Here is a 16,013-nt window from a genome sequence, read left to right as displayed (position 1 = left end):
AAAACCTGTGCTCATTCAGGCTGTCGCCGAACCTCGCAGCTTTGTATTAAGGCCAGATTAAACCCGGCTAAATTTGTCATGGGGCCTACACCTCGACACAGCCGGGGATAGACCCTCGATCACACTTTCCATGTGCAGCCGAATCCCCGACAATAGACCATGGCCATCAAGCAACTTTCGGAAACCCTCATCAATCAGATCGCCGCCGGTGAGGTCATTGAACGCCCTGCCAGCGCGGCCAAGGAACTGATCGAGAATGCGCTCGATGCGGGCGCCACCCGTATCGAAATCGCCACTGCGGGCGGCGGCAAGACCTTGTTGCGGGTGACTGACAATGGCTGCGGCATGGGGCCGGACGATCTGGAACTGGCGGTGCGTCGCCATTGCACGTCCAAGCTCGATGACAATCTTCTCGATATCCGCACGCTCGGGTTTCGTGGCGAAGCTCTGCCATCGATCGGTTCGGTTGCCCGGCTGACGATCACCAGCCGGCCTGGTGGTGCCAGCCACGGTGCCGAGATCGGCGTTTTCGGTGGCAAGCTGCAGCCGGTGAAACCCGCCGCCGTCAACCAGGGTACCGTGGTCGAAGTCCGCGATCTCTTTTTCGCGACGCCGGCACGGCTCAACTTCATGAAGACCGAACGGGCGGAAGCATCCGCCATCTCCGAGGTCGTGCGGCGCATGGCGATCGCCTTTCCGGAGGTGCGTTTCGTGCTGTCCGGCTCTGATCGCACGACGCTGGAATTCGCTTCTACCGGTGATGACCGGCTGGCCCGCATCGCCCAGGTGCTGGGCCGGGATTTCCGCGACAATGCGATCGAGATCGATGCCGAGCGCGAGGGCGCGCGGCTGACCGGCTTTGCCGGAGTACCGACTTTCAATCGTGGCAATTCATTGCAGCAATATGCCTTCGTCAATGGCCGTCCGGTACAGGACAAACTGATCTGGTCGGCATTGCGGGCCGCCTATGCCGAGACCATCCCGCAGGGGCGCTATCCGGTGGCCGTATTGTCACTGACGATCGATCCGGATGTCGTCGATGTCAACGTGCACCCGGCAAAGTCCGACGTCCGCTTCCGTGATCCGGGAATGATACGCGGCCTGATCATCGGCGCGATCCGCCAGGCGCTGGCTCAAGATGGCGACCGGGCTTCGACCACCGGTGCCAGCGGGCTGATGCGAGCCTTCCGGCCGGAGCCGCAAAGGCAAAACGCAAACTGGACGGCCGCCTCCTCCCCCTACCGGCCTATGGATTTCGGCTCGGAGTCCAATGGCTTCAGCGAACGGCCGCAGGCAGCCTTTGCCGAAATGGCGATACCGTCCGCTCGCGCCCCAATGAGCGAACCCGAACTGGCGGCGGCTCCGCAACCGGATAAAGCCCACCCGCTGGGTGCGGCGCGGGCACAGCTGCACGAAAACTACATCGTTGCCCAGACCGAAGACGGCCTCGTCATCGTCGATCAGCATGCCGCCCATGAACGGCTGGTGTTCGAGGAATTGCGCAAGGGCCTGAATTCGCGGCCGATCCCGGCCCAGGCCCTGCTCATTCCCGAGATCGTCGATCTGCCGGAAGACGATTGCGACCGGTTGATCAGCCATTCGGCCGAATTCTCAAGGCTCGGGCTCGGCATCGAACGGTTCGGCCCGGGTGCCATCGCCATCCGCGAGACACCTTCCATGCTCGGCGAGATGGATGCGGTTGGGCTGGTACGGCAACTGGCCGACGAACTGGCCGAATGGGATACCGCCAACGGTCTTGCCAGCCGGCTCGATTATCTCGCTGCTACGATGGCCTGCCACGGCTCGGTGCGTTCCGGACGGCGGCTGCGCCCCGAGGAAATGAACGCGCTGCTCAGGCAGATGGAGGCGACGCCCGGTTCTGGCCAGTGCAACCACGGACGACCGACCTATATCGAGCTGAAGCTTTCCGATATCGAACGGCTGTTCGGGCGCAGTTAAGCAGCCAGTCCGTCAATTGCGCTGGAAATCTCGGCAATGTCGCGCTAGAGCATGGTCACAACAGATGACGCTGGAACGCTCGTCTTGACGCGTTCATCCGGATGCCCGTCGAGACAGCGCCACCAAAGAGCGGACGACAAGTGATGCGGGGTCGCAGGACGATGAACAGATTTGAGGGCAACAGCAACCGGGAAGCCAAAATCCGCTATCTCGACGGCGACTTCCAGATCGTGCTGCCCGGATCGCATGTCATCTGCGCGATGACCGGCGCGGTCATCCCCGTCGATGAGTTGCGTTACTGGAGCGTTGCGCGGCAAGAGCCCTATGCCGACGCCGAAGCCTCCTATGAGGCCGACAAGCGTGCCGGCATCCTGCCAAACCAGAAGTAAATCTGCTTCATTCCTACCGGATCACCTCTTGCAGCCTGCGCTTACGACTTGCGCAGGTTTCGGGTGCGGGCCGCGTTGACGGCTGCGTCGATGATCTTAGCCGGTGATCCGGGATCGTCGAAACGGACTTCCACTTCGATCACCCGGCTTTTTTCCATCAGTTCTCCGGCACGTCCATGCCCGGGTTCCAGTCGCACCATGTCCTTGGCAGTGGTCACCAACTGATAGCCGTGGGCGGCGGCATGGTCGAGAAGATCGCCGATCTCGTCCTCGGTAAAATGATGATGATCGGGAAAGCTGCGGGTTTCGGCGATGACCGCCCCCGTTTCGCGAACCGTACGGAAGAATTTTTCCGGATCGGCAATACCGGCCCAAGCCAAAACCTGCACATCCTTCAGCCCACCATCATCGAGATGTTCGACATTGGCGGCATAAATCTGCTTGCCGGCGCGGGCGGAGCGGCGGATCAGGGCATCGGCGCGATCGCCGTTGCCGATCTTCAACAGCGCGGAGGCATGACGGATCTGCTGGGGGATCGGCGCCCGCACAGGACCGGCAGGGATCAGGAAGCCGTTGCCGATGCCACGGCGGCTATCGATCACCAGCAGGGAAAAATCGAATGTCAGCCGGGCGCTCTGAAAACCGTCGTCCATGATGATGAGGTCGGCGCCCTCAGCCACCAGCCGGCGCGCGCCTTCGACGCGTTTGCGGCAAACCACGGCCAGCCCCTCGCGGGCGAGAAGCAGCGGTTCGTCGCCGACGTCGCGGGCCCGGTGATGCGCCGGATCGACCACGGTCGTGACATCAAGCGAACCGCCATAACCGCGGCTGAGGAAGCCGGGTTTCAACCCGCGCTGACGGGCAGCCCGGGCAAGCGCGATTGCGGTCGGCGTCTTGCCTGCTCCACCAACGGTGAAATTGCCCACGCAAATGACCGGAACTGGCACGGATGCGCGCCGCGCGTGATCCATGCGCGAGCCGGAAATACGCCCGTAAATCCAGGAAAACGGCCAGAGTCCGTAGGCGCGCCAATCCGCTTTTGTCCACCAGAATGGCGGTGCATCAGAAACCATCAGTCCTTCCAGGCCTCCCGCGCCGGCCGGTCACTCCCGGTTTTCGCAATCTTCTGCGCGGCAAATTCGTGTCCTATCGAAAACATTTTCTCAGCAGAGAAAACACTCCCGATCCGCGACACCAAACGTCAGATCGCCGGGAATTGCAAGCCGCGGGCGTACCAGCAGGCCCGATCGGCTGTTGACGCAGCACTGCCAAGCATGCCTGCGGCGCCTGCCACAACCCAGGCGGTATACCGAGTATTAACCAGACTACGGCACTCTCGATTAACCAGGTTTGGTGCCCTCCGTTTTCTTGTTTTTCGTAGCGGATCTAAAAATGAATATAAGTTTCAACTCGGCGGCCACCGCCGCTTTGGCGATTCTGCGCCATAATGACAGCACTCATGCCAAGATGCAGGATGTCATCACCACCGGCATGCGGATATCGGAAGCCGCCGACAATGCTGCCTATTGGTCGATCGCCACCGATATGCGCAACACCACCAAGGCCACGAGCACCGTAATCGACGCACTTGAACTGGGTGCCGCGCTGGTCGATGTGTCCTATCAGGGGATGGAGGACCTGATCTCCATCACATCCGAGATCAAGACCAAGATCATGGCGATGAAGGAGCCTGGCGTCGATCGCTACAAGGTCAGCGCCGAGATTTACGAACTGGAAAAACAGTTTCTCTCGACGACGCAGTCGTCGTCATTCAACGGGCGCAACCTTCTGGCGCCCGGCGAACTGCACTATACCGAGAAAAGCTATGTCGACGGCAACGGCAAGACGTTGAACTATATCGAGATGAGCCCCCCGGACACCAATGTCGCCTTTGGCGGCATCGTTGCAAGCTATACCAAAGGCACGGTCGGCATCATCAACATCTATGGCGACAGCAACCTCAATGTGTTCGGCCCTGCCACCTACAAGAACGCCGACGGCAGCACGTCGGCGCAGAACGGGTTGGTCGATACCCCGCAAGCCGACGGCATGACCGGCGGCGTGCCGCACCCGGACCCGGCCAAGACCACCGCATGGCTGCCAGCCTTCAACGGCCGCACCCAGATCGGCCTTGGCACCGACGATATGTTCAGCGCCTCGCATATGGGCGAGGTCCCTGCCGATCTCGTTGAAACAGCAACCGATCTGCTGCTGAAGCGCTATGACGATATCCACAAGACGCTGACCGACCGGGCAGCAACGCTTGGATCGCTCAGCATGCGCATCGACATGCAGACGGATTTCAACAGGACCCTGACCGCGACGATCCAGAAGGGTATCGGCCGCCTGGTGGACGCCGACATGAGCGATGCCTCGACCAAGCTCAAGGCCGTCCAGGCACAGGTCCAGCTGGCGGTTCAGGCGCTCAACATCGCCAACAACGCGCCGTCACTGCTGATGCAGCTGTTCCGCTGACGGCTGGGGTGGGCGTTAGACCAGTACCGTCTCAAGTTCGGTGATGTCGTTCAAGCAATGATCCGATGCCGCCGCGAGCGATTGCGGCGAGCCGGTGCCAGTCAGAACGGCAACCGTCAGGCCGACACCAGCATTGCGGCCCATGTGCAGGTCGTGATTGTTATCACCGACGACGGCGACCTGGTGGGGCTCAAGCCCCGTCGCCGCGCAGAAACCGTGCACCATGCCCGGCTGGGGCTTGGTGCCGAACCCGCTGTCATAACCTGCGACATAGTGCAGGTACCCGTCGAAACCGAAACGCTTGGCGGTTTCGCGGATCGAGCGTTCATTGTCGCTGGAGGCGACGCCAAGACGATAGCCCTTGGCATGCAGATTGGCAAAGAACGTGGCGAGATCGGTGACCGGCACCGCATATCCAGCCGAATTGGAAAACAGTCCGTCGAGCTTCACCGTCAGTGCCTCAACCGTATAGGGCGCGCCCGCCGCGACCATGCCGGTGGCAATCTCCACGGTATTGCCTGCGGCCAGCAGGCTGTCGGGCAGGACGTGGCCGGTGTCGGGATCCATGCCACCGGCGACCAGCAGTCGCTTTGCCAGTTCGGCGTCGCCATTGGCGGCGATGCTGGCGACTTCATAGTTCACCGGCACCCAGCTCTTCACATAGTCGAGCAGCGTCCCGTCCTTGTCGAAGAGAATGCCGGAAATGGTCTTGTCGGTCGTCATGGATGCCCCACCGGAAGAAAGTGTCAGTTATCACCGCGTGGCTGCAGCCGCGCCTTCACCGTCAGCGGATTGATATAAGGCTCCAGGCCCCGGATCGTCGCCGACAGCGCTCCGCGCATTTCATGCACGGTTTCGAGCCCGGCATCGATCATCTTGCGACGAACCTCGTCGTTGACGAGAAGATAATTCACGCCCTTGGCCAACATCTCGACATCACGGATGATCTTGGCGCTGCCGTTCTTGGCGAGCATCTGGTAGGTATCGCGGAAATTCTGGACATTGCCGCCCGAAAGGATGGCGCAGCCAAGCATGGCCGGCTCCAGCGGGTTCTGCCCGCCTTCGCCAAACAACGAGCGGCCGACAAAGGCAACCTCGGTCAAACGCAGATAGAGCCCCATCTCCCCGATCGTATCTCCGAGAAAGATATCGGTTTCCGGCGTGATCGGGTCGTTGCGGGTGCGCCGCGCGACCGTCAGCCCCTTGGACGTGAGCATCGCCTCGATCGCATCGCAGCGCTCGGGATGGCGGGGTACAATGATGGTCAGGAGGCCGGTGCGTTCCTTCAGGGCGCGATGAACGATACCGGCGGCATTTTCCTCGCCCTCGAACGTGGAGATGGCAGCCCAGGTCTTGCGGTCACGAATTTGCTGGCGGTAGTGCTTCAGCGCCTGGTTGTCATACGGCGGCGCATCGGTATCGACCTTCAGATTACCCGACACCATGACCGGCAGCGCGCCGAGCGTGCGGAAGCGTTCAGCATCGGCCTCGGACTGGGCAATGACAAGCGCCAGGTTTTCAAAGAGCGCGTCAGCCAGCCAGAGGCGCTTCTTCCAGCGGCCGAAGGTCCGGTCCGACAGGCGGCCGTTGACGAGAACCTGTGGAATATGGCGCCGACCAAGCTCCATCATCGTCATCGGCCAGATCTCCGACTCCGCGATGATTGCCAGATCCGGCTCCCAATAATCGAGGAACCGGCTGACAGCCGGTTTGAAATCGAGCGGCACATATTGATGAATGACGCGTGAGCCGAGCCGATCGGCGACAATGCGCGCCGATGTCTTCGTACCCGTGGTCAAGACCACCGAGATGCCGCGGCGCGCGACTTCATTGATCAGCGGGATGATGGCAGTGGTTTCGCCGACGCTGGCCGCATGAAACCAGACCAGCGGCCCTTGCGGGCGTGGTGCGCTGGCATGGCCATAGCGCTCCTGGCGGCGGGCACTGTCTTCCTTGCCCTTGGCGGCCCGGGCGGCGAGGTAGCCCCAGACCAACGGATAGACCGCGGTGCCGATCCAGCGATAGCTGGACAGCGCCAGCCGGGCGAGCATACGGGTCATATGGACAGGCCCCCCGCGCAGCGGCGGCCACGAAGGCTATCCGCGTGTGCGGCGGCGGCCCGTTCAGCCGCGCGGTTTACCTGCCCAAAACGCCTTGGCATCAAGCCTGTTCCGGATCCAGCAGCCGGTGCATGTGCACGATGAAATAGCGCATATGGGCGTTGTCGACGGTCAACTGGGCCTTGGACTTCCAGGCCGTGAGGGCACTGTCATAGTCAGGGTAGATGCCGACGACATCGAGTTTTTCCAGATCGCGGAACTCAACACCGGTCAGCGTTGTCAGTTCACCGCCGAACACCAGATGCAGACGCTGCTTAGTTTCCAAATTCTGAGCCATCAGACCTTCCAATTTTCTTGTCGTATTTTCTTGTGGTTTGCGGCATTCAGCCGGAAAGGTCAATGGCCCTCCAGCCCCCGTGACGCGGCAATCAACGCCGGTAATGCAGGCTTTGCCGCCGCACACAGGACCGTATGGCGAACATTGGGGCGATTGTAGGAAAGCGGCTGTCCGTCCAGGTTAAAAACTGCCCCACCCGCCCGCTCCAGGATCAGATCGGCCGCTGCCAGATCCCAATCATGCGAATTCTTCTTGACGACAGTGCCGTCGATCCGGCCATCGGCGATCATCGCAATCCGGTAGGCCAGCGACGGCACATGGGGGATGCGCGACACGCTGGCCCGGAAGCCGGGCTCCAGCAAGCCGACGGTTTCTTCGGCAAGTGCAATCCGCAACATCTCCGCGCCCATCGGCCTGACGGTAATCGGTTCGCCGTTCTTCAGCACCTCGCCCGACGCTGTCGCCTGAAACAGTTCGCCAAGCGCCGGAGCGAAAAGAACGCCAGCGACAGGCCGGCCAAGATGCACGACAGCGACGCTGACGCACCAGACATCCTTGCCGGCGATAAAGGCGCGAGTGCCATCGATCGGATCGACAACGAAGACGGTATCGCAGCCGAGCCTCGCCTCGTCATCGTCGGTTTCCTCCGACAGCCAGCCATAGTTTGGCCGGGCTGCCAGAAGCTTTTCCTTGAGGATATCGTTGGCAGCGAAATCCGCCTCGCTGACAGGCGAGCGGCCGCCGTTCTTCCACTGGACGTCCGGATCCTTGCGGAAGTAGGACATCGCCTTTTCACCCGCAGCCTTCGCCGCCATCGTGATCAACTCCAGATCACTGGACCATTGCTCCGGCGATGGGCGAACGGCATTCATGTCAAACTTCCGTTTCCCGCGGCATCCGCCGCGTTAAAGATGCGTGTAGTAGCGCTTACTTACCGGCGAGCGTCATGCCTTCAATAGCAAGCGTCGGGGCAGCTATGCCGAACTTGCGGTCAATATCGTCGGCAAGCGTGATGGCAAAGAACATCTGCTTGAGATTGGAAGCAATCGTTACCTCCGAGACCGGGAAGGTCAATTCGCCATTCTCGATCCAGAAACCGGATGCACCACGGCTGTATTCGCCGGTCAGCATATTGACGCCCTGACCGATCAGTTCGGTCACATAAAAACCCGTTCCGATGCTGCGGATCAGGTCTTCGCGCGAGATATTGCCGGGTTCCAGCGCAAAGTTGGTCGCAGAAGGGGAGACCGCGGTGCCGCCGCGCACGCCGCGCCCGTTGGTCTCCAGACCCAATTCCCGGCCGGTCGATGTGGACAGGAACCACTGCTGCAGCACGCCATCCTCGATCATCGACAATTTCTGCCCGGTGACACCTTCGCCGTCGAACGGGCGGGACGACGAACCGCGCACCACCAACGGATCATCGGTGACCGTAATCCCGGCCTTCATCACCGGCTTTCCCATCATGTCGCGCAGGAACGAGGTCTTGCGGGCAACCGACGCACCATTGATCGCACCGGCAATGTGTCCGGCAAAACCGCGCGACATGCGCGGATCAAACACGACAGTGACGTTTTTCTGCGTCGGCACCTGGCGCGGACCAATGCGCGCAACTGCCCGTTCGCCAGCCGTGCGGCCGATCTCGGCTGCGGATTTCAGGTCGGCGAAATAAAGGCGGCTGTCGAAGTCGTAGTCGCGCTCCATCTTGGTGCCGTCGCCGGCAATGGCGCTGACGGAACGGCCGAAACGCGTGCCCATATAGGCACCGGAAAAACCATGCGACGTGACCAGTACTAGGCCGCCCATGCCGGCGGAGGCGCCTGCACCGCTGGAGTTGGTAACGCCGCTGACGGCAAGCGCTGCCTCTTCAGCCTCGAGTGCTGCAGCGGTCAACGTTTCCGTCGAGACTTCCGTTGAATCGTAAAGTTCGAGGTCAGGGTAGGATTTTGCCAGCCGCTCGCTGTCTGCAAGGCTTGCATACGGGTCTTCAGGAGAGGCCTTGGCCATCGCCACGGCACGCTCGGCCAAGACCTTGAGATCGAACCCCGGATTGGCAGAAACGCTGGCGACACGACGGCCAACGAAAACCCGCAACGAGAAATCATCACTTTCCGAGGCATCGGTGCCCTCGACCTTGCCGAGGCGAACGGAAACGGACCGTGAGCGTCCCCGGACCACCACGGCATCCGCCTGGTCGGCCCCCGCTTTCAGCGCCAAATCGATGAGCGCTGCCGCCCTTGTCTGCAGAACACCGGAATCGATAATATCGGACATGATTTAGCCTTTCATTCCCGCTCCATTTATTGTGCAGTAGGACCGGCATCAAGGGCATATCCTGATTCTTGATCGCCGCCTCCGGCCAAATGCCGAATTTAGGGCGACTCCTGCCCGCCCAGACACGCCAGAGCTGCAACATGCAGCTGCGCGCCAGGAAAGAACACGTAATGTCGACGACACCCGCCCTTACCTCACAGGCTCTGCTCTTGCTCGGCGGCGCCGTCGCGGCAGCGCCGATCTTCAAGAAACTCGGGCTCGGCACCGTTCTCGGCTATCTTGCGGCCGGTATCATCATCGGCCCGCTGCTCCACCAGATCAGCGATGGCGAGCAGATCCTCGGATTTGCCGAGCTCGGCGTTGTCTTCCTGCTTTTCCTCATCGGACTGGAGCTGAAGCCATCCCGGCTCTGGCAGATGCGGCGCGATATCTTTGGGCTTGGCACCGCACAGGTCCTTGTGACCGGCACCGTGATCTCGGCGATCGTTTTCTGCAGCGGCCTGTTGGACTGGAGCGGCAGCATCATCACCGGTTTCGGACTGGCGCTGTCATCGACGGCCTTTGCGCTGCAGATTCTCGATGAAAAGGGCGATACCAATACGCGCTACGGTCAGCGTGCCTTTTCCGTCCTCCTCTTGCAGGATCTGGCGATCGTGCCGCTTTTGGCACTCATCCCACTGGTCGCGCTACAGGCCCCTGAAGATACGACACCGCCGCTTCAGGATTTCGCCGTAGCCATTGGCGCAATCCTGATCCTGGTCATTGCCGGCCGCTATCTGCTCAACCCACTCTTCCAGGTCATTGCCCGCACCGGGGCGCGCGAAGTCATGATCGCAGCAGCGCTGCTTATCGTCCTGGGGGCCGCCACGCTGATGCAGCTCGCAGGGCTTTCCATGGCGATGGGAGCCTTTCTCGCCGGCGTGCTTCTGGCGGAGTCGTCCTATCGGCATGAGCTCGAAGCCGATATCGAGCCTTTCCGCGGACTGCTGCTCGCCCTGTTTTTCATGGCGGTCGGGCTGTCACTGGACCTGCGTGTCATCACCGGAAACTATGTGCTGATCCTGATCGCCGTCCCCTTGCTGATGCTGGTCAAGGCCGTGGCCATCTATACGCTCTGCCGGATCACTGGCTCGCCGCATAATGATGCCGTGCGCATCGGCCTGCTCCTGCCACAGGGAGGCGAATTCGGTTTCGTGCTGTTCACGGCGGCGGCCACTGCAGGCGTGTTTCCCGACAGCTGGGCCTCGCTCCTGATCGTCGTCGTTACCCTGTCGATGGCGCTGACGCCTGCAGCCTCCGCCTTGGCCGGGCTGCTCATGCAGGATCAGGAAGAAGCAACGGAAGAGCTGGAAGAGGATTTCGACGGCGCCGGTGCCGATGTGCTGATGATCGGGTTTTCCCGCTTCGGCCAGATCGCCTCGCAGATCCTTCTGGCAGGTGGCCGAGAAGTGACAATCATCGATCATTCCGCCGCCCGCGTCCGGCAGGCGGCAACTTTCGGATTCCGCATCTATTTCGGCGATGGAACACGGCTGGACGTGCTGCGCGCGGCCGGGATCGAGCGAGCCAAGATCGTCGCCGTCTGCACCCAGAAACAGGCAATCACCGACAGGATCGTCGATATGGTGCAGGCGGAATATCCGAATGCCCGGATTTACGCACGCGCCTATGACCGGCTGCACACCCTGTCGCTGCGCGCCCGCGGCGTCGATTACGAGTTGCGCGAGACGTTCGAGTCCGGCCTGGTGTTCGGCCGCAAGACGCTGGAAGGATTGGGGATCGCCGACAACGAGACGCAAGAAATCATGAACGATATTCGCCGTCGCGACGAGGCCCGGCTGGTGGTGCAGGAAGCGGAGGGCATCACCGCCGGGCGCGACATGCTGCATTTCGAACCGGTCAAGCCAGAGCCACTGATCAAGCCGAAGCGCGAGACAGCATCCTCGCTGGCAGCCGATGACGACATCCTGCCGTCAGGCCCTGCCAGCAAGGCAAAGCCTGCAAACGACGCTCTGGCCGGAGCCGATTGATCCGTCTCAGCCCCGGGCTCTCGCGCTGAAGGCGGCATCAAGCGCTGTCTTCAGCTGATCCTTCACCGCAACAGTCGCGGTCAGCACTTCCTGCGCCTTCAAGAAATCCATCACCCGGAAACGGTTGACCTCCGGGCGCAGCAGAATGTGCGGCGGATGCGCCTTCACCTTCATGGCAATGATCGATTGCATCATCAGCTGGCTTGCCCCGAACAGACTGTCGATGCGGCTCGGCATGGTCTCGCCGTCGCCATCCGGGCCGCCGACCACGTCGACGCCAATGACGATATCGGCACGGCCCATCAGGTGATCGAAGGGAACCGGATTGTAGATGCCACCATCGATCATCACACGCCCGTTAATCCGGACGGGCATGAACATGGCCGGGATTGCCGCCGATGCAGCCAGAGCTTGATGAAGATCGCCGCTCTGGCAGACATGTTCCGCCTGCCCGTAATAATCCGTCACGGCAATCTGCAGCGGAATACCGAGTTCGCCAAAGTCTTTCGGGATCGCCTCCGGCAGGAAAGCGGGCAGAATTCTCTCCAGATTGAACTGCCCGAACCGGAAGCCACCGGCCACGGCCTGCGTGAAGCTCGACGGGCGTAGACTCCAGAGGCGGTTGACGATCTCCTTGCGGCGGCCAACGGTCGCAAGCGTATGGTCGCGGATGTCGGCACCTGTGAGGCCCGCCGCCATGCCCGCCCCCATGATCGCCCCAATGGATGAGCCAGCAATGGCAACCGGGCGAATACCGAGTTCGTTCAGCGTTTCGATGACGTGAATATGGGCGAGGCCGCGCGCGCCGCCACCGCCAAAGGCGATGGCAACGGTCGGATCCGCCGATTTTTTCAATGTTTCGAAGCCTTGCGTCATGCTCAGCGTCTTTCCGGTATCACGCGGCGCGGTAACGGTAGAAATGCATCTTGGTTTCGCCGAATAGGCGGTCGTCGATGAAGTCGAACCCAGTCTGCAAGACGGGATGCACATCGGCCCGCTCTTCGAGCACGGCAAGTGCACCCGGCACCAGCCAGCCGCCACTCGCAGCCGACGCAAGTGCCTTTTCTCCGAAGCCCTTGCCATAGGGCGGATCGGCAAACAGGAAATTGAACGGCTCGACGGTGCCGGCCGGACCGAGATCGGTCGCATCGCGACGGAAGACACGTGCCCGACCGGTCAGGCCGAACGCTTCGATATTGGTGCGCAGCAGTCCCCTGCCCTCAGCGCCCATTTCAACGAACAGCGCCTGTCGGCAGCCGCGCGACAGGGCTTCAAGCCCGACCGCGCCAGTGCCGGCAAAGAGATCGAGAACACGGCCGCCGAGCGCTTCCGGATAGGAATGGCTCAGGATGTTGAACAGGCTTTCGCGCGTCCGGTCCGTGGTCGGCCGGATGTCGTTGGAATTGGGCGTTGCGAGCCCGCGCCCGCGAAACTCGCCACCGACGATCCGCACCGGCGCTTAGTTCCCGCGTCCGCGTGGCTTACCACCACCGGCCGGACGGCCCCCCGAAGGCTTGCCGCCGCCCGTGCCGGGCTTGCGCGGACCACCGGTCTTGGCGCCGAACGGCTTTGCGCCACCCGGCTTGCCGCCAAACGATTTTCCACCGGAAGGCCGGTCGCCAGAGGGCTTGCCACCGAACGGACGGTCACCGTCGCGACGCGGCGGGCGGTCGCCCTGGGGACGATCCCCACGCGGTGGACGATCACCGAAATCACGCGGCTTGCGGTCGCCATCCTCACGCGAGAACGACTTTTCGCCAAAGGGCTTGCGCGGGCGGTCGCCTTGCGGGCGATCACCGGCAGGCCGATCGCTTCTGGGCCGGTCGGAGAACGAACGGGCGCCTTCGGCACGCGGTTTGCGAGCACCGAACGGCTTGTCGCCATCGCGACGCGGCGGACGATCCCCCTGAGGACGATCGCCACGCGGGGCGCGGTCGCCAAAACTGCGGCCACCACGATCATCACCACCGGAACGCCTGCGGTCGCTGCCACGGCCTTCATCGCGGCTTGGCTCGTCAGTTGCGCGGATCCAATCGTTGTCGTCGGAATCACGGGTCACGATCACACGCGGGCCACGGTCGGGGCGGTCGTAGACCGACGCCTTCTTGCGGTCCGGATCGAACTTCCTGTTGGACTTGGTCGCGACGCCGTCCTTGTTGCGGCCGTAGCGCTTGCTCGTCGGCGCGCCTTCCGGGCGCTCGCGGCGGACTGGCTTCTCGGCACCATCGGCAGCCTGTGCGTCCTTCGGCTTCTTTTCCGCCAGCGGCTTGGCGCCGGGCGCCATCCAGACATTGGCCTTGCGGGCGCGAAAACCCGGTTCACGCTTCGGCTCGTCGAATTTCGCAGCCGGCGCATCACGTCCGCCACGGTCATTGCGGTCACCACGGCCGCCGCTGCGGTCATCACGCCGTGTTGTATCGAGGCGCGACAGCGCCCGCTCGCGCTTGTCGCCGGCCTTTTCCTTGAAACCACCGCGTTCGCGGGCTTCCGGCTTTCCGGCGGCCCATTCGTTCTTCTGCGGCTTTTCGTCTTCGGCGGCAGCGTCGAAGATCGGTGCATCGAAATTCGCCTTGGCATCCTCGATCAGGCGAGGACCCAGCTGGTCGCGCAGCGTGCGGCCACGGATTTCCTGCGCCTGGCCTTCCGGCAGTTCGCCGAGCTGGAACGGACCGTAGGAAATGCGGATCAACCGGTTCACGTCGAGGCCGAGCGCGCCCATGACGTTCTTGATTTCGCGGTTCTTGCCTTCGCGCAGGCCCATGGTGATCCAGACGTTGGAACCCTGAACCTTGTCGAGCGTCGCATCGATGGCGCCGTAGAGCACGCCGTCGACGGCAATGCCGTCCTTCAGCTTGTCGAGCGCCGCTTGGTCGATCGAACCATGCGCGCGGACGCGGTAGCGGCGCAGCCAGCCAGTGGCGGGCAGTTCGAGAACACGAGCCAGACCGCCATCATTGGTGAGCAGCAGCAGGCCTTCGGTGTTGATGTCGAGACGGCCGATGGACAGGACGCGCGGCAGGTCTTCCGGCAAGTTGTCAAAAACCGTCGGGCGGCCTTCCGGATCGGAATTGGTGGTCACCAGGCCAGACGGCTTGTGATAGAGCCAGAGGCGAGTGCGTTCGATGCCGCGGATCGGCTGGCCATCCACTTCAATGTGATCGGCGAGCGTCGCGTTGACGACCGGGCTGTCGAGCAGCTTGCCGTTCAGCGAAACGCGGCCTTCCATGATCATGCGCTCGATATCGCGGCGCGAGGCCACGCCAGCGCGCGCCATGATCTTGGAAATACGCTGCGGCACATCGGCGCCGACGGTTTCTGCCGCCGCCGGCCGTGGCTTGCGCGGCTTTTCCGTTTCGTTCGTTTCGCCCGAATGATCGGCAGCGGTCTTGCGCGCGCCGGTATGGGGCTTCTTGTCGGACCGTACGGGCTTGCCGCCAGGCCGCTGGGGCTTGTCTTTGAATGTCATTTGTGTTGCCTGCCTTTTGGGCTGTCCTATCAGGTCACGGCCCTTGGGTTAAGAGAAATTATCACGGGTCTTAACGATGGCTGAAACGAGCCGGTTTATGGATTTGGCCTTGGAAGAAGCCAGAATGGCGGCGGCGCGTGGCGAAGTGCCGGTCGGCGCCGTCCTTGTCGTCAATGGCGCGGTCATCGCCAGCGCCGGAAACCGCACGCGCGAGCGCAACGATGTCACCGCGCATGCCGAAATCGAAGTGATCCGCGCGGCAGCAGGCGCCATCGGGGCAGAACGGCTGAACGGTGCCGATCTCTACGTCACGCTGGAGCCCTGCACCATGTGCGCGGCAGCGATTTCGTTTGCCCGTCTGCGCCGGGTATATTATGGCGCCGAAGATCCGAAGGGCGGCGGCGTCGACAATGGCGTCCGCTTCTTCCATCAACCGACCTGCCATCATGCGCCGGATGTGTATTCCGGTCTTTCCGGTCAGAGTGCGGCAGATATCCTCAGGGCGTTCTTTGCCGGAAGACGCTAAACAGCCAAACAGGAAATCCTATCCGGCAGCAAAGCTTTCAAGAGCCGCGCCGGACAGGCGATAGCGTGTCCATTCCGACAGCGGCTCGGCGCCGATTGCCTCATAGGCCTTGATCGCCGGCTCGTTCCAGTCGAGCACGCTCCACTCGAAGCGGCCGCATCCCTTCTCGACCGCGATCTGCGCCAGATAGCGCAGCATCGTGCGCCCGGCGCCCGATCCGCGCTGGTCCGGCGTGATATACAGGTCTTCGAGATAAAGCCCGTTGCGCGCCAGCCATGTGGAATAGCTGAAGAACCACACGGCGAAACCGACGGGAACGCCATCGCGCTCGCAGATCGCCGCATGCGAAACGGAATTTTCGCCGAACAGCGAAGAGGTGACCGACTGAACGGTCGCCTCGACCTCGTGGCCGGCCTTCTCGTAGATTGCCAATTCGGTGATGAAACGCAGGATCGTGCCTGCGTCGTCAGGTGTGGCCGCGCGGATCTTGAACATGC

Annotated in this window: 15 protein-coding genes; 5 read left to right on the top strand and 10 right to left on the bottom strand. The window is 62.2% G+C overall.

Translation table 11 applies throughout. The features are described from left to right. The first annotated feature begins 159 nt into the window (after positions 1–159). Positions 160–1,959, top strand: a complete 1,800-nt coding sequence (gene mutL / locus ASC96_RS19385) for a DNA mismatch repair endonuclease MutL (RefSeq protein ID WP_060504765.1) — start codon at positions 160–162, stop codon at positions 1,957–1,959. Between the two features lie 161 nt (positions 1,960–2,120). After that, entirely contained in the window at positions 2,121–2,348 is a 228-nt protein-coding gene (locus tag ASC96_RS19380; protein ID WP_060504764.1) for a DUF2093 domain-containing protein, read from the top strand. Between the two features lie 41 nt (positions 2,349–2,389). On the opposite strand, the gene lpxK is transcribed toward ASC96_RS19380, so the two are convergent. Continuing rightward, complete coding sequence (gene lpxK / locus ASC96_RS19375; RefSeq protein WP_060504763.1) at positions 2,390–3,421, bottom strand: tetraacyldisaccharide 4'-kinase; 1,032 nt, start codon at positions 3,419–3,421, stop codon at positions 2,390–2,392. A 319-nt stretch (positions 3,422–3,740) separates the two neighbouring features. On the opposite strand from lpxK, the gene ASC96_RS19370 reads away from it, so the two are divergent. Beyond that, a complete protein-coding gene (locus tag ASC96_RS19370) occupies positions 3,741–4,823 on the top strand; it encodes a flagellin (protein ID WP_060504762.1) in 1,083 nt (360 codons plus the stop codon). Between the two features lie 15 nt (positions 4,824–4,838). Here ASC96_RS19370 and ASC96_RS19365 read toward each other — a convergent pair whose 3' ends face one another. The 5 genes from ASC96_RS19365 to ASC96_RS19345 all read right to left on the bottom strand — a co-directional run bounded on the left by ASC96_RS19365 (position 4,839) and on the right by ASC96_RS19345 (position 9,494). Then, the gene (locus tag ASC96_RS19365; protein WP_060504761.1) at positions 4,839–5,546 is read right to left on the bottom strand and encodes an HAD family hydrolase; all 708 of its coding nucleotides are present in this window, start codon (positions 5,544–5,546) and stop codon (positions 4,839–4,841) included. 23 nt (positions 5,547–5,569) lie between these two features. Then, positions 5,570–6,883, bottom strand: coding sequence for a lipid IV(A) 3-deoxy-D-manno-octulosonic acid transferase (waaA, locus tag ASC96_RS19360; RefSeq protein WP_060504760.1), 1,314 nt, complete (start codon positions 6,881–6,883; stop codon positions 5,570–5,572). A gap of 100 nt (positions 6,884–6,983) precedes the next feature. After that, positions 6,984–7,220: a DUF4170 domain-containing protein gene (locus ASC96_RS19355; RefSeq protein WP_060504759.1), complete on the bottom strand. Its 237-nt coding sequence runs from the start codon at positions 7,218–7,220 to the stop codon at positions 6,984–6,986. Between the two features lie 59 nt (positions 7,221–7,279). Next, the gene (locus tag ASC96_RS19350) at positions 7,280–8,092 is read right to left on the bottom strand and encodes a 3'(2'),5'-bisphosphate nucleotidase CysQ (RefSeq protein WP_060504758.1); all 813 of its coding nucleotides are present in this window, start codon (positions 8,090–8,092) and stop codon (positions 7,280–7,282) included. A gap of 55 nt (positions 8,093–8,147) precedes the next feature. After that, positions 8,148–9,494, bottom strand: coding sequence for a TldD/PmbA family protein (locus ASC96_RS19345; RefSeq protein ID WP_060504757.1), 1,347 nt, complete (start codon positions 9,492–9,494; stop codon positions 8,148–8,150). 170 nt (positions 9,495–9,664) lie between these two features. Here ASC96_RS19345 and ASC96_RS19340 point away from each other — a divergent pair, with 170 nt between their 5' ends. Beyond that, a complete protein-coding gene (locus ASC96_RS19340) occupies positions 9,665–11,524 on the top strand; it encodes a monovalent cation:proton antiporter-2 (CPA2) family protein (protein ID WP_060504756.1) in 1,860 nt (619 codons plus the stop codon). A gap of 6 nt (positions 11,525–11,530) precedes the next feature. Here the strand turns inward: ASC96_RS19340 and ASC96_RS19335 are convergent, their stop codons facing one another. The 3 genes from ASC96_RS19335 to ASC96_RS19325 are packed head-to-tail and all read right to left on the bottom strand — an operon-like array spanning position 11,531 to position 14,990. Then, positions 11,531–12,400 (bottom strand): patatin-like phospholipase family protein, encoded by an 870-nt coding sequence (locus ASC96_RS19335; protein ID WP_060504755.1) that lies wholly within the window; start codon positions 12,398–12,400, stop codon positions 11,531–11,533. Positions 12,401–12,419: 19 nt separating this feature from the next. Then, positions 12,420–12,977, bottom strand: coding sequence for a 16S rRNA (guanine(966)-N(2))-methyltransferase RsmD (gene rsmD, locus ASC96_RS19330; RefSeq protein WP_060504754.1), 558 nt, complete (start codon positions 12,975–12,977; stop codon positions 12,420–12,422). A gap of 6 nt (positions 12,978–12,983) precedes the next feature. Further along, on the bottom strand, positions 12,984–14,990 hold the full coding sequence (locus ASC96_RS19325; RefSeq protein WP_060504753.1) for a pseudouridine synthase: 2,007 nt from the start codon (positions 14,988–14,990) through the stop codon (positions 12,984–12,986). Between the two features lie 76 nt (positions 14,991–15,066). On the opposite strand from ASC96_RS19325, the gene ASC96_RS19320 reads away from it, so the two are divergent. Then, the gene (locus ASC96_RS19320; protein ID WP_060504752.1) at positions 15,067–15,516 is read left to right on the top strand and encodes a nucleoside deaminase; all 450 of its coding nucleotides are present in this window, start codon (positions 15,067–15,069) and stop codon (positions 15,514–15,516) included. Positions 15,517–15,534: 18 nt separating this feature from the next. Here the strand turns inward: ASC96_RS19320 and ASC96_RS19315 are convergent, their stop codons facing one another. Continuing rightward, positions 15,535–16,011 (bottom strand): GNAT family N-acetyltransferase, encoded by a 477-nt coding sequence (locus ASC96_RS19315; RefSeq protein ID WP_060504751.1) that lies wholly within the window; start codon positions 16,009–16,011, stop codon positions 15,535–15,537. Positions 16,012–16,013 lie beyond the last annotated feature (2 nt).

This window comes from Rhizobium sp. Root1204 (assembly GCF_001424965.1).
Taxonomy (GTDB): domain Bacteria; phylum Pseudomonadota; class Alphaproteobacteria; order Rhizobiales; family Rhizobiaceae; genus Pararhizobium.
This window is presented reverse-complemented; position numbering and strand designations above follow the sequence as displayed.